At 64.9% G+C, this 13,320-nt stretch carries 12 protein-coding genes; 9 read left to right on the top strand and 3 right to left on the bottom strand.

Annotated features, from left to right (window positions below):
* The first annotated feature begins 263 nt into the window (after window positions 1-263).
* Window positions 264-1,847: a glutamine-hydrolyzing GMP synthase gene (guaA, locus tag ACU0B3_RS02625; RefSeq protein WP_446259253.1), complete on the top strand. Its 1,584-nt coding sequence runs from the start codon at window positions 264-266 to the stop codon at window positions 1,845-1,847.
* Between the two features lie 363 nt (window positions 1,848-2,210).
* Here guaA and ACU0B3_RS02620 read toward each other — a convergent pair whose 3' ends face one another.
* Window positions 2,211-3,260, bottom strand: a complete 1,050-nt coding sequence (locus tag ACU0B3_RS02620; protein WP_446259252.1) for a phosphotransferase — start codon at window positions 3,258-3,260, stop codon at window positions 2,211-2,213.
* Entirely contained in the window at window positions 3,261-3,887 is a 627-nt protein-coding gene (locus ACU0B3_RS02615) for a hypothetical protein (protein ID WP_446259251.1), read from the bottom strand. It abuts the gene before it with no gap.
* 80 nt (window positions 3,888-3,967) lie between these two features.
* Between ACU0B3_RS02615 and ACU0B3_RS02610 the strand changes: the two genes are divergently transcribed.
* From ACU0B3_RS02610 to ACU0B3_RS02575, 8 genes are all read left to right on the top strand, one after another.
* Window positions 3,968-4,873: a DMT family transporter gene (locus tag ACU0B3_RS02610; RefSeq protein ID WP_446259250.1), complete on the top strand. Its 906-nt coding sequence runs from the start codon at window positions 3,968-3,970 to the stop codon at window positions 4,871-4,873.
* A gap of 164 nt (window positions 4,874-5,037) precedes the next feature.
* Window positions 5,038-6,354, top strand: coding sequence for an OmpP1/FadL family transporter (locus ACU0B3_RS02605; RefSeq protein ID WP_446259249.1), 1,317 nt, complete (start codon window positions 5,038-5,040; stop codon window positions 6,352-6,354).
* Window positions 6,355-6,621: 267 nt separating this feature from the next.
* The gene (locus ACU0B3_RS02600) at window positions 6,622-7,530 is read left to right on the top strand and encodes a DMT family transporter (protein WP_446259248.1); all 909 of its coding nucleotides are present in this window, start codon (window positions 6,622-6,624) and stop codon (window positions 7,528-7,530) included.
* A 52-nt stretch (window positions 7,531-7,582) separates the two neighbouring features.
* Window positions 7,583-8,443, top strand: a complete 861-nt coding sequence (locus ACU0B3_RS02595; RefSeq protein WP_446259247.1) for an ATPase — start codon at window positions 7,583-7,585, stop codon at window positions 8,441-8,443.
* Window positions 8,444-8,505: 62 nt separating this feature from the next.
* Entirely contained in the window at window positions 8,506-9,438 is a 933-nt protein-coding gene (metA, locus tag ACU0B3_RS02590) for a homoserine O-acetyltransferase MetA (RefSeq protein ID WP_446259246.1), read from the top strand.
* A gap of 41 nt (window positions 9,439-9,479) precedes the next feature.
* The gene (locus ACU0B3_RS02585) at window positions 9,480-10,436 is read left to right on the top strand and encodes an alpha/beta fold hydrolase (protein ID WP_446259245.1); all 957 of its coding nucleotides are present in this window, start codon (window positions 9,480-9,482) and stop codon (window positions 10,434-10,436) included.
* A 258-nt stretch (window positions 10,437-10,694) separates the two neighbouring features.
* The gene (gene ppk2 / locus ACU0B3_RS02580; protein ID WP_446259244.1) at window positions 10,695-11,564 is read left to right on the top strand and encodes a polyphosphate kinase 2; all 870 of its coding nucleotides are present in this window, start codon (window positions 10,695-10,697) and stop codon (window positions 11,562-11,564) included.
* Window positions 11,557-12,168 carry a TetR/AcrR family transcriptional regulator gene (locus ACU0B3_RS02575; protein WP_446259243.1) on the top strand — a complete coding sequence of 204 codons (612 nt, stop codon included), beginning with the start codon at window positions 11,557-11,559 and terminating at the stop codon, window positions 12,166-12,168. Before ppk2 ends, ACU0B3_RS02575 begins: the two co-directional genes overlap by 8 nt.
* Here the strand turns inward: ACU0B3_RS02575 and ACU0B3_RS02570 are convergent.
* The gene (locus ACU0B3_RS02570; protein ID WP_446259242.1) at window positions 12,149-13,303 is read right to left on the bottom strand and encodes a glycosyltransferase; all 1,155 of its coding nucleotides are present in this window, start codon (window positions 13,301-13,303) and stop codon (window positions 12,149-12,151) included. The two genes, ACU0B3_RS02575 and ACU0B3_RS02570, sit on opposite strands and share 20 nt — an antisense overlap.
* Window positions 13,304-13,320 lie beyond the last annotated feature (17 nt).

Raw genomic sequence — 13,320 nt, 5'->3', positions numbered from 1 at the left:
GTGTCATCATGGCGAAACCTGCGGTGTTCTTGTTTGTTGACCCTTTGTTCTCATATTGACCGCCGGGCTGTAAAGAACTTTTTAAGAACATTGGTGAACGAAAGGTGTATTTCGGCGGTATGACCGACTAACACTCTGAGATTGCACGGAACTTTTGTTCTTTTTACGTTCTGCGCGCCTGTGCCTTGCGCGCCACAGCCCTGCCCCGCGCGCCGTGCATTTCGCGTGTTCACCCCTGTGGCAAAACGAATTAAGAGCGGGCCATGCTTGATCCCTCCCACGACCGCCTTTTGATCATCGACTTTGGCTCCCAGGTCACGCAGCTGATTGCGCGGCGCCTGCGGGAGCTCAACGTCTATTGCGAGATCCACCCCTTCCAGAGTGTCGATGCGGCGTTCCTCGCCGAGTTCGCCCCCAGGGCGGTGATCCTGTCCGGCGGGCCGGCGAGCGTGGTGCATGAGGGCGCACCTCGCCCGCCTGCGGAAGTGTTCGAGCTGGGCGTGCCGGTGCTGGGCATCTGTTACGGCCAGCAGGTGATGATGCAGATGCTGGGAGGCGAAGTCCTGGGCGGCAAGCACACCGGCGGCGGCGGTACGGCAGAGTTCGGGCGGGCCTACGTGACCCCTTCGGAGGCTCGCTGCGACCTGCTCACCGGATGGTTCCTTGATGGCACCGGGCGCGAGCAGGTCTGGATGAGCCACGGCGATCACGTGAGCCGGATTGCGCCGGGGTTCGAGGTCTTCGGGACCTCGCCCAACGCGCCCTTTGCGATCACGGCGGATCCTGCGCGCAAGTTCTACGCGGTGCAGTTCCACCCGGAGGTGCATCACACGCCGAACGGCAAGACGCTCTTTGAGAACTTTGTGCGTGAGGCGGGGTTCACGGGCGACTGGACGATGGGCGCCTACCGCGAGCAGGCGATTGCCGCGATCCGCGAGACGGTGGGCGACAAGCGAGTGATCTGCGGGCTTTCCGGCGGGGTCGACAGTTCGGTGGCGGCAGTGCTGATCCACGAGGCGATCGGCGATCAGCTGACCTGTGTGTTCGTGGACCATGGCCTCTTGCGCAAGAACGAGGCAGATGAAGTCGTCGCCATGTTCCGCGACAACTACAACATTCCGCTGATCCACGCGGACGAGACGGAGCTTTTCCTCGGGGAGCTGGACGGCCAGAGCGACCCGGAGACCAAGCGCAAGATCATCGGGCGGCTCTTTATCGACGTCTTCCAGAAATACGCCGATCAGGTGGAGGGGGCGGAGTTCCTGGCACAGGGGACTTTGTACCCCGATGTGATCGAGAGCGTGTCATTCTCGGGCGGGCCTTCGGTCACGATCAAGAGCCACCACAATGTCGGCGGTCTGCCGGAGAAGATGGGCCTGAAGCTGGTCGAGCCGCTCAGGGAGCTCTTCAAGGACGAAGTGCGCGCCCTGGGGCGGGAGCTGGGCTTGCCGGACAGCTTTATCGGGCGGCACCCATTTCCGGGGCCGGGTCTGGCGATCCGCTGTCCCGGTGAGATCACCCGCGCCAAGCTCGACATCCTGCGCGAGGCGGACGCGGTCTATATCGACCAGATCCGCAAGCACGGGCTTTATGACGAGATCTGGCAGGCTTACGTTGCGATCCTGCCGGTGCGCACGGTGGGTGTGATGGGCGACGGGCGGACGTATGACTACGCCTGCGCCCTGCGTGCGGTGACCTCGGTGGACGGGATGACGGCGGATTACTACCCGTTCAGCCACGAGTTTCTGGGCGAGACCGCGACGCGAATCATCAACGAGGTTTCGGGCATCAACCGGGTGACCTACGACATCACGTCGAAGCCGCCGGGGACGATCGAGTGGGAGTGAGCTGACCGGGTCTGGGCGGCTGAGTGGAGGCTCGGCTGCTTGGGGTGTCTTGAGCGGTGTTTACCAGTTTCGGCAGTGCCCACCTTACCAGTAAGGTGGGCACTGCCGTTTTAAGGTGTGGGTGTCTTTTACGTTGCGAGCCTAGTGTCAGGACTGTGGCTCCAACCGCGAAGCATCGCGGTCACTGACTCGAAAGCGGCGTTCAGAACCTAGGCGTCAGCGGCGATGAGTGGAGACGGTGCCTCTGATCCCGCAGAAGAAATGCGAGACCCGCCCCTTGGATTGGGATCATGAAACGCGGCACCGTTTTGTCTTAAAGGGAAGCAGGGTTGTCTTGCACAGAACTATGGCCCGCAGACCGGGTCAGCCGAGCCGGTCGAGGATCAGATCGACCGTCCCCATCACTTGCAAGAGCCGCGACTGTTTGGGGGTGAAGCGCTGGACGGTGCCGAATTGGCGGTACCAGCAGCGCAAGAGCTCCTTGCAGAGGCAGGCGTCGACGAGGTCTGCGTCGACCCGGCAGTCGCGGATGTCGGCGTAGAGGTCTACGAGGTTGGCGAGGCGTGGGTCGTCGCGGTGGCTGGCGACGGGCTCGCCGGACACCATGCCGAGGCGGAAGACGACGCGGGACAGAATGTTGGCGACCTCAACGATCGCGGGGCCCGGGCCGACCATGTCCATGTCGATGCCGACGATGCCGGCCTCGGTCACAAAGAAGTTCCGCAGATGCGCGTCGTTGTGCAGGGTGGCCACCGGCGAAACGGCGCCCTCTACGAGGTAGTCGGCTTCCTTGAACCGGTCGAAGGCCACGAGAAAGCGGCGCATTTCAGGCGCCGGGTTGCGCCCCACCTCGATGTCGCGGTTCACGATGTGCCACCAGTCGTCGAGCAGTTCGAAACAGGGGATCGTCTCGCCGGTGTCCGGTCCGTGAAAATGCGCCAGCCACTCCATGAGGTCGGTGACAAGCCCGTCCTTGTCCTCCACCTCTTCGAGCACGGGCATCAGGAGTGGTCCCTCGACAAAGGCGTGCACCAGCGTCGTGGTGGCGTGCGCGGCGCCGAGGCAGCGGGCCACCCTACCCTTTGGCGCGTCCGCCAGCCGGTCCGTGAGGGCCATCTCCTGCGCGGCCATCTCGGCAAAGATGTCGGCGTCCATCTCGCGGAACGCCTTGACGAGGAAGGCGGTGCCGTTTGCGTCCACCACCTTGGCCGAGACATTCGGGCAGGCGAACTCGTGCCGCGCCTCGCGCCATTCCACGGTGAGCGGCATGGTCAGCGCCGGGACCTCCTCGCAGACGCGGGCGAGATGGTTGGGAGACATCAGTTTCACGGGCGGGTCCTCGCGGGTGTTCGCGGCCTTGTGCACCGATCCCGAGGCGAGGGCAAACGGTGACAGGCCGTGTCTCGGCGGCATTCAACCGGGTGCGCTGCGCAAGGCGTCCTCGAGCGGAGCTGTGGGGATTTCCCCCACGGCGCAGGCGGCGATGTCCCCGGCCATCTGGCCACGGTCGAACCATCGGGCGCGGGCCTCGAGCCCGATGGAGACCTTGGGCCCGATGCGCAGCGGGTTGCGCCCCCAGTGGCTGCCGGTGAAGGGCTCGGCATCGTAGAGCGCATCGAGCCTCGTAAAGGGCAAACCGGCTTCGGCATAGAGCACGCCTGCGAGGCATTCGACTTGCCGCGTGACCATGCCGCGCAGGGCCGCCTCTTCGGATGGACGGGCTCGGATGGTGCGCAGCGCGATGTCGGCGATGCCGTGGCGCACCTGGATCGCATGTCCCAAAAGATGCGCTGTGCGGTAGGTGGCGTCGTCGGCCTCGAGCGCGCCCGGCACCCAGTAGATCGTGTTGTCGCTTGTACAATACGCCATCGGGGACGGCATATCGGGCGCCCATCCGCAGCGGTCTTCGGGCGTGCGCTCTTGCAGCTCGGGCATCTGCGGAAAGAGCGCGTCGGCCGCCGCGCGCACCGCGGCGGCATCACCCAAGGCAGGCAGCGGGGCGGCAAGCGCGAGGACGAGGGGCCAGAGACGGAAAAACATGTATCCAAGGGTGGCGCACCGGGCGGCGCGGTCAAGGGTTAGCGCTTGACCCCACCTTCAAAGCGCTGCACGCCGGAGCCATGGCGCAGCCCCGTTCGCAAATCCTGACAGCCGGCCTCTGGATGATCGGCTCGATCCTATCGTTCTCGCTCATGGCGGTGGCGGGGCGCACGCTGGCGGACACGCTCGACACGTTCGAGATCATGTTCTACCGCAGCGTGATCGGCGTGGTGATCATCGCCGCGATCCTGACGCAGAGCGCCAAGTGGCACGAAGTCACCACGGACCGGCTGGCGCTGCACGGGCTGCGCAACGTGGCGCATTTTGCCGGACAAAACCTGTGGTTCTTTGCGATCACGGCGGCGCCCCTGGCGCAGGTCTTTGCGCTCGAGTTCACGACGCCGCTCTGGGTACTGCTGCTCTCGCCGCTGTTTCTCGGGGAGCGGCTGAACCGGGTCAAGGTGCTGTCCGCCATCCTCGGGTTCATCGGCGTGCTGATCGTGGTGCGCCCGGGCGCAGATTTCGCTTTGGGTCCTGGCACGACGGCGGCGGCGCTGGCCGCGATCGGCTTTGCCGGGTCCATGATCGCCACGAAACTGCTCACGCGGACCGCGTCGATCCTCTGCATCCTCTTTTGGCTGACGGTCATGCAGGCCGTGTTCGGAGCGGTCACGGCAGGCTTCGATGGCGACATCGTCTGGCCGCCGCTCAACCGGATCACCTGGGTGGCGGTGGTCGCGATCTGCGGGCTGACGGCGCATTACAGCTTGACGCGCGCGCTGTCGCTGGCGCCGGCGAGCGTGGTGATCCCCATCGACTTTGCCCGCCTGCCGATCATCGCGCTCATTGGTGTGCTGCTTTACGGCGAGATGGTCGAGCTGTGGGTGATTCTCGGCGCGGCGGTGATCTTTGCCGGAAATTACCTCAATGTCTGGTACGCGGCGCGTGGAGAACGGCAGCTTTCGATGGAAACCGGCCGAACATAAAGTCCAGATAGATGCAAAAACGTGACTCATTATTGTCACGCTTTTTCTGACGCCGCGTCATCAATTGACCCAAATAACATGCGTCTGCATCACTCTTGCCCAGCGAATGGGCAAAAGTCCGCCGGTTTCACTCACCAAAAGGCGGCGCAACGGGGATACGTATGATGAACAAGTTTTTGACTGGCGCAGCGGTGTGCGCGCTTGTGGCGGGAGCGGCACAGGCCGACGGGATCTCGCGCTCGGACATTCCGCTGTCGGTGATGTTCGAGGAGGGCAACTACGCGCAGCTGTCGTTCGGGCATGTCACGCCCGAGGTTTCGGGCAGCTACCCGGCCGCGCTCAGCTTTGCCGGTGGCGCGTCGAGCACGGGCCGGATGTCGGACAATTACTCGAACGTCGGCGCGGCGATCAAACTCGACATGTCCGAGCGCCTGTCCTTCGGCCTGTTCTTCAACCAGCCCTATGGCGCGAACGCGACCTACAGCCAGGGGTTCTACAACGGCCTGACCGCCGATTGGCAGTCCGAGCAATTCTCGCTGGTGGCCAAGTACAAGTTCAACGACAACTTCTCCGTCTACGGCGGGGTGCGCCAGGTCACCTCGGACGCCAGTATCGCGATCCCCGACCAGCTGATCCGTCCAGGCGTGTCGAACGCGGTCGACGAGCAGTTTGCCGGTCTCGACACGGCGTTTGGCTCCGGCACGGGCAACGTGGCAGGCGGTGAAGCAGTCGCGGGCAGCCTGCAAACCGCGCTGAGCTCCCTGCCTTCGCCCACTGCCGCAGAGCAGGCACAGCTGGCGCAGATCAACCAGCTTCTGGCGCTGAATGCCGCTGTCGACACGACCCCGGCGGGAACGTTCGGCTATACCGCCGACGGCGAGGCGGACACGCAGTACGGCTACCTCGTGGGTGTCGCCTACGAAAAGCCCGAAATCGCGCTGCGCGTCGCGCTGACCTACGAATCGGCCGTCACGCACGAGTTCGACACGGTCGAGGCGCTGCCGGGCCTCGGCATTGCAGGCACCGATGTGACCGAAGTGGAGATGCCGCAATCCGTGCGCCTCGATTTCCAGTCGGGCATTGCCGAGGACACGCTGATCTTTGGTACGGTCGAATGGACCGAGTGGTCGGTCTGGGAAGTCGCCCCGCCCGCCTACGAGGCGGCGTTCGACCAGAACGTGACCAGCTTTGACAACGACGTGTGGCGCTACCAGCTCGGTCTTGGCCGGCGCTTTACGGACAGCTTCTCGGGCTTTGCCCGCGTGACCTACGAAAGCGCCAAGGGCGGCGAGGCGTCGCGCCTTGCACCCACCGACGGCTCGATCGCCTACGGCATCGGCGGCACCTGGAGCAACGACACGATGAAGCTGACCGCCGGCCTCGAATACGTGCGTCCCGGCGACGCCGAAGACGGCTCGGGCGTCGAGTTCGAGAACAACGACGCGATTGGCTTTGGCATCTCTCTCGGCTTCAAGTTCTGAGCCAAAGTTAGAGGTTTTTTGGAAGCCCCGTCCTTTGTTGGCGGGGCTTTTTCTTTTCTGAGAATGGAATTGAGCGCCTAAATCAAAGCACCCGCCTGACGGGCACCGTCAGGCCGCGTCAAACCAAAGGTTTGCCTTCGGCAAAACGGGCGGCACGTGAACTTTTTTTTCGCCTTTAACCGGTGAAGGTTGGACAGCTGCAAATCCTTTTTTTGAAAGCGCAGGAACCGGATTGGCGCAGGCATTTCCAAAAGGCACTCTCCAGACATGGTCACGCCGCAGAAAACCGTCTCCACCCGCGCCTGGCTCGAGCTTTTGGCGCTGGGTCTGCTTTGGGGCGCCTCGTTCTTTTCAATCCGCATCGCGCTTGACGAGATTGGCCCTTTGACGCTGGTGCTGCACCGCACCGGCTGGGCGATGCTGGTGCTCTGGGCGGTGGTCTGGCTGCGCCATCTGCCGGTGCCAAGGGACCTGCGCGTCTGGGGGGCTTTCCTGGTGATGGGCGCGCTTAACAACGTGATCCCCTTCAGCCTTATGGCCTGGGGGCAGCAGTTCATCGAGAGCGGGCTGACGTCGATCTTCAATGCAGCCACGGCGATCTTTGGCGTGCTGCTGGCGGCGCTCTTTTTCGCCGACGAGCGGCTCTCGGCGCGCAAGGCCATCGGCGTGGGCCTTGGCTTTGCCGGAGTGTCCATCGCCATCGGGGTGGAGGCTTTGGGCAGCTTCGACATCCGCTCCACCGCGCAGCTTGCCGTGCTGCTCGGCACGGTCTCCTACGGGTTTGCCAGCGTCTGGGCGCGCAAGCACCTCGGCGCCCTGCCCCCGGTTGTCTCGGCCGCCGGGATGCTGACCGGGAGCACCGCGATCATGATCCCGCTGGTGCTGCTGACCGAAGGCGTCCCGAGCCTCGCGCTGGAGCCGCGCACTTGGGCCGCCATCGCCTATTTCTCGCTGGCGGCCACGGCTTTGGCGTATCTCCTTTACTACCGCGTGCTGGCGCAGGCCGGGTCCGGCAACCTGATGCTGGTTACGCTCATCATCCCGCCCATCGCGATCCTTCTGGGCGCCTGGGGGCTGGGCGAAACCCTGCACCCCTCGGCCTACGCAGGTTTCGTGCTGCTCGCGCTGGGTCTGGTCGTGATCGACGGGCGTCTCGTGGCGCGCCTGCGCGCTTGACCTCCCGGCACGCCCCCGCCTAGGTGGAGCGCGACTGAGACGGAGGCCCGCCATGCTCTACCCCGACGCCCGCGCCTGGCGCGCCGCGCCCCGCAAACGCGTGCTGCTCTTTGCGATGTCTGGGCTGGGGAAGACGCATATCTCGAACATCCTCAGGCAGTCTGGCGACTGGTTCCACTACTCCATCGATTACCGCATCGGCACGCGCTACATGGGCGAGCACATCACCGACAATGCCAACCGAGAGGCGATGCAGGTGCCGTTCCTGCGCGAGCTGCTCATGAGCGACTCGATCTACATCGCGTCCAACATCACCTTCGACAACCTCACGCCCGTCTCGACTTACCTCGGCAAACCGGGGGACCCGGCCAAGGGAGGGCTGGCGTTTGGCGAGTACACCCGGCGGCAGGCGCAGTTCCGCGCCGCCGAGGAAGCGGCTTTGACAGATACCGCGCATTTCATCGAACGGGCGGAGGCGCTCTACGGTTACCCGCATTTTGTCTGCGACACCGGCGGGTCGATCTGTGAATGGGTGGATGCCGATGACCCGAACGATCCCCTCCTCACCGCCCTGTCGCAAACCGCGCTGCTGGTGTGGATCAAAGGAACCGAGGCGCATACCGAAGAGCTGATCCGCCGGTTCGACCGCGCACCCAAACCCATGGCGTATCAGCCGGAGTTTCTGGCGAACGCTTGGGAAAGTTACCTGACCGAGACAGGCGATGCGCCGGACAAGGTGGACCCCGATGCCTTCATCCGCTGGACCTACGCAAGGGCGCTCGCCCACAGGCAACCACGCTACGAAGCGATGGCGCAGAACTGGGGGATCACCGTCGATGCCGAGGATCTCTCCGGCATCACCTCCGCCGCAGGTTTCGAAGACGTGATCGCGAACGCCCTGCCCCCTGGCTGACGCGCGCTTGCGCACATCTCCTCAGACGACTACCCCTCACGGCTCACCCAAGGACGCCGACCATGCCCATCAAACTGCCCGCCTCGCTGCCCGCCTACGACGTGCTCACGCGCGAGGGTGTGATGGTCATGTCCGAGGACGCCGCCGCCCGGCAGGACATCCGCCCGCTGCGCATTGGCCTCCTCAACCTGATGCCGAAAAAGATCCAGACGGAGACACAGTTCACCCGGCTCATCGGCGCCACGCCCCTGCAGATCGAGCTGTCGCTCATCCGCATGACCGAGCACCAGACGCGCAACACGGCTGCGGCGCATATGGAAGAGTTCTACCGCCCCTTCCAGGACGTAAAGCACGAGAAATTCGACGGCCTGATCATCACCGGCGCTCCGATCGAGCATCTGGAGTTCCCGGACGTCACCTACTGGGATGAGCTGACCGAGGTGATGGACTGGACACAGACCAACGTGCACTCGACCTTTGGCGTCTGCTGGGGCGGGATGGCGATGATCTACCACTTCCACGGCGTGCAAAAGCACATGCTGGACGACAAGGCGTTTGGCCTTTACCGCCAGCAAAACTTGGCCCCAGCCTCGCCCTATCTGCGCGGGTTCTCGGATGAGTGCTTTATCCCCGTCTCCCGTTGGACCGAGATGCGGCAGGAAGAGATCTCCGCCGCGCCCGGCCTGCGCACGTTGCTCGCCTCGACGGAGACGGGCCCGTGTCTGGTCGAAGACCCAGGCCACCGCGCGCTCTACATCTTCAACCATTTCGAATACGACAGCACGACGCTGGCCGAAGAGTACCAACGCGATCTGGCGTCCAACCAGGTGGAGGGCGCGGAGATTCAGCTGCCCGAAAGCTACTTCCCGAACAACGACCCGAGTGTGCCGCCGTCGAACCGCTGGCGCAGCCACGCGCATCTGCTCTACGGCAACTGGATCAACGAGATCTACCAGACCACGTCCTACGATATGGAACGCATTGGCCAAGGGTGAGTTGGCCGACTGACTGACTTTACCGCACCGGACCTTTCTCTATGCCTGCCAAAGCCCTCTGGATTACGCCCCTCGCGCTTGCCGCCGCCGCCCTTCTGGTGTCGGGCTGCGCCTCCGTGCGCGAAAGCGCCGCCGAGCGCAGCCACCCCCCGTCCGGCCAGTTCGTCGAGGTGGACGGCCACCGCGTGCACGCCTGGGTCGAGGGGTCCGGCCCGGACTTGGTGCTGATCCACGGCTCGTCCGGGAACCTGCGGGACTTCACCCACACGCTCACGGCCAAGCTGACGGGCCGCTACCGCGTCATCGCGTTTGACCGCCCCGGCCTGGGCTACACCCCGGAGATGAACCCGGACGGAGATTCGCTCAAGGCGCAAGCGGCGCTACTGCAAAGGGCGGCGGCGCAGCTTGGCGCGGACAAGCCCATCGTCCTCGGCCAGTCGCTTGGCGGCGCCGTCGCGCTTGCCTGGGCGACCTACACCCCCGACGCGCTATCGGCGCTTGTGACCGTGTCGGGCGTCTCCCACCCCTGGGACGGTCCTCTCTCGACCTACTATCAGGTGCTCTCGAACCCTGTTGGCCAGGTTACCGCCGTGCCCGCCATGACCGCCTTTGTCCCGCGCAGCGCCATCGAAAGCGCGCTCGAGGATGTGTTTGCCCCGCAAGCGGTGCCCGAGGGCTATCTCGACCACTTCGGTGCGCGCCTGACGTTGCGCCGCGCCACACTGCGCGCCAATGCCGACCAGCGCGCGCGGCTCAAGTCGGACGTGGAGGCGCAATGGCCGCTCTACGCCTCCGAGATCAAAGTTCCCATCGAAGTGGTGCACGGCACCGAGGACACGACCGTCGGCTACGGCATACACGCCGTGCGCATGGACGTGGAGGTCGACCTGGCCAACGTCACGCCCATCGAGGGCGCCGGCCACATGCCGCACCACACCCACCAGGACGCCGTGATCGCCGCTATCGACCGGGCCGCTAGTCGGGCCGGATTGCGTTAGAACAAGCAACCATCGCCCGACAAGCGTTCTCCTAAAACAAAGCACCCGCCTGACGGCCACATCAGGCCGCGCCGGCCCGCCCCGTCAAACCGTAGGTTTGCCTCCGGCAAAACGAGCGGCGCGATCGCGCCACCCCGGGCCGGCGCGTGCACATCTGTTCCCGGTGAAGCAATTGAACGGCCTCACGCTTGGCCTGGCCCGGATTGCGCTAACCGCGGGCAGAGGCCATATAAACGGGCAGACAAGCCCGGAGGTCCCATGCCCCTGCCCTTTGACGGAGCCATCTCCGACTTCTACCGCAACGCCGCGCCAGAGGCGGTGCGCCACGCCATCGAGACGCGTGAGAAAGGGCGGATGCTCTCCGAGGGCTACCCCTACGCCAAACGCATGGACAAGGACGCCTACGAAGACGAACTCCACGCGCTCCAGATCGAGCTCGTGAAATTGCAGACCTGGGTCAAGGACAGCGGCGCACGCATCGCTATCGTCTTCGAAGGGCGCGACGCCGCCGGCAAGGGCGGCACGATCAAACGCTTTGCCCAGAACCTCAGCGCCCGCGTCGCACGCACTGTGGCCCTCTCCAAACCTTCCGATCGGGAGGCGGGCGAGTGGTACTTCCAGCGCTACATCCGCACGCTCCCGACCGAAGGCGAAATCGTCTTCTACGACCGCTCGTGGTACAACCGGGGCGTCGTCGAAAAGGTGTTCGAGTTCTGCGACGAGGACGCGCGCCAGCTCTGGTTCCGCCAAGTCACCCCCTTCGAGCAGATGCTTGTCGACGACGGCATCCTGCTCTTCAAGCTCTGGCTCAACGTCGGGCGCGCCGAACAGCTGCGCCGCTTTCTCGACCGCGAAAAAGACCCACTCAAACAGTGGAAGCTCAGCTGGATCGACGTCGAGGGCCTGAACCGCTGGGACGCCTACACCAGCGCCATCGCCGAAACGCTCGACCGCACCCACGCCGAGGCCGCGCCCTGGACGGTGGTGCGCACCGACGACAAGCGCCGCGCGCGGGTGAACGCCATCCGGTCCGTCCTCAGCCGCATCGACTACGCCCAGAAAGACGCCAAGGCACTCGGAGAGATCGACCCGCAGATCGCCGGAGGCCCCGACCTCTGGCATGCCTAAGCGCGGCTATCACCACGGCAACCTGCGCCAGGCGCTTGTCGACGCCGCCCTCCAGTTGATCGAGGCGAAGGGACCGACCGGGTTTACCCTCTCGGAGGCCGCCAAGACCGCCGGCGTGACCCCCGCCGCCGTCTACCGCCACTTCGAAGGACGCGAGGATCTCATCGCCGAATGCGCGCGCCAGGGATACGACATCTTTGCCGACCTGATGGACTTTGCCTACGGCAAGGAGGACACCGCGCTTGCCGCGTTCGAGGCCACAGGCCGCGCCTATCTCGCCTTTGCCCGCCGTTATCCGGGCCACTACATCGCCATGTTCGAAAGCGGCGTGTCGGTCAACCGCACGCCCGAACTCGCCGCCGTCGCGTCGCGCGCAAGAGGAGTCTTGGAGAAAGCGGCCAGCGATCTCAGCCAGCACATCCCCGAGGGCAAACGCCCGCCCGCCTCGATGTTCTCCGCCCATATCTGGGCGCTGAGCCACGGCGTCGTCGAACTCTTTGCGCGCAACTCCGGCAGCCAGAGCCCCTTCCCGCCCGAGGACCTTTTGGAAAGTGCCATCGGCGTCTACCTGCGGGGCCTCGGCCTCATCGCGCCGGACGGCTGAGCGTCTCCGAAATCACGTCTTCGAGCTTGGTGAGCAGCCGCGCGTTGTCAAACCGTGCCTCCGCCGTCCCCCGCGCCTCGGCCGCCATGGCGCTTTGCTGCTCCGGCGAAAGCTCCAGCATCTGCCGAATGGCCTGGGTGAACCCATCCGCATCATGCTCCTCCACGAGCATCCCCGTTTCGCCATGCGTGACCGCCTCGGGGATGCCTGCGTGCCGGGTGGAGACCACCAGACACCCGCAGGCCATCGCCTCCTGAATCGACGTCGGCAACCCCTCGGTGTTGCCGTCCTTGCCGGTCACCGAATGCTGCAAGAACAGCGCCGAACTCTGAAGCGCCTCGCGCACCTCGTCGTGTGGCAGCGCGCCCGGCAGCGAGACCTTGGCCTCCGCGCCCATCTCCGCCACCATCGCGCGCGCTTTGCTCAAAAGAGGACCGTCGCCGATCATCGTAAGGTGGGCCTGCGGCAGGTGCTCCGTCGCCTCCACGAACGCCCTCAACGTCAGGAGCGGCGCCTTTTTCTCTATGAACCGGCCCACCGCCAGACAGCTGAGCGGGACTTTCGTCCCCGGTTGGAACCGCCGCACATCGACGCCCGACGGGATCACATGCGCGTTGCGATGCACCGCGCCTGCCTCCGCGAGGTTGTCGAGCAGGAACTGGCTCACCGCAAAGACACCCGCGAGCTGCGGCATCAGACGGACATAGGCGCGGCGGTGCTTGGCGCTCCGCAAATGCGCCGAGGCATCCGCCCCGCGAAAATATGTGAACATCGGGATGCCAAGCCCCGTCACCACCGGCGCCAAAGGCACCGCCTGCGTGCCGAACTCCGACAGGACTAAGTCCGGCTGGTGGAGGCGCAGAAAATCCTCGATCCGCCGCCTCTGCACGCCCGCCGGCACCGACCCCGACGCATAACGCAAGGTGCTCAGTCCCGACCGCAGCGGACGCAGCGCACGGTCCACCAGCGGCACTTTCGTGGCGTTACGGTCCAGAAACCGCCCGTCCACCTCCCGCAGCGCGTTCACCCGCGACGCGATCACCACGGTATCGCCGCCAAAGAGCCGCTCGATATGGCGGTTTACAAAGGTTTCGGAGGGTTTGTAATACTCGCCCACCGCGATACAGGCCTTCATCCGCGTCCTCCGCCCCC

The sequence above is a fragment of the Pseudaestuariivita sp. genome, from assembly GCF_052825805.1.
The sequence above is the reverse complement of the archived record's forward strand: the minus strand, read 5'-3'. Positions and strand labels throughout refer to the sequence as shown.

Excerpts from the sequence above, each read along its gene's own strand:
- metA (WP_446259246.1), top strand. The coding sequence starts at position 8,506 with ATGCCCATCAAACTGCCCGCCTCGCTGCCCGCCTACGACGTGCTCACG.
- ppk2 (WP_446259244.1), top strand. The coding sequence starts at position 10,695 with ATGCCCCTGCCCTTTGACGGAGCCATCTCCGACTTCTACCGCAACGCC.
- ACU0B3_RS02570 (WP_446259242.1), bottom strand. The coding sequence starts at position 13,303 with ATGAAGGCCTGTATCGCGGTGGGCGAGTATTACAAACCCTCCGAAACC.
- guaA (WP_446259253.1), top strand. The coding sequence starts at position 264 with ATGCTTGATCCCTCCCACGACCGCCTTTTGATCATCGACTTTGGCTCC.
- ACU0B3_RS02575 (WP_446259243.1), top strand. The coding sequence starts at position 11,557 with ATGCCTAAGCGCGGCTATCACCACGGCAACCTGCGCCAGGCGCTTGTC.
- ACU0B3_RS02595 (WP_446259247.1), top strand. The coding sequence starts at position 7,583 with ATGCTCTACCCCGACGCCCGCGCCTGGCGCGCCGCGCCCCGCAAACGC.
- ACU0B3_RS02585 (WP_446259245.1), top strand. The coding sequence starts at position 9,480 with ATGCCTGCCAAAGCCCTCTGGATTACGCCCCTCGCGCTTGCCGCCGCC.
- ACU0B3_RS02605 (WP_446259249.1), top strand. The coding sequence starts at position 5,038 with ATGAACAAGTTTTTGACTGGCGCAGCGGTGTGCGCGCTTGTGGCGGGA.
- ACU0B3_RS02615 (WP_446259251.1), bottom strand. The coding sequence starts at position 3,887 with ATGTTTTTCCGTCTCTGGCCCCTCGTCCTCGCGCTTGCCGCCCCGCTG.
- ACU0B3_RS02600 (WP_446259248.1), top strand. The coding sequence starts at position 6,622 with ATGGTCACGCCGCAGAAAACCGTCTCCACCCGCGCCTGGCTCGAGCTT.
- ACU0B3_RS02620 (WP_446259252.1), bottom strand. The coding sequence starts at position 3,260 with ATGCCGCCGAGACACGGCCTGTCACCGTTTGCCCTCGCCTCGGGATCG.
- ACU0B3_RS02610 (WP_446259250.1), top strand. The coding sequence starts at position 3,968 with ATGGCGCAGCCCCGTTCGCAAATCCTGACAGCCGGCCTCTGGATGATC.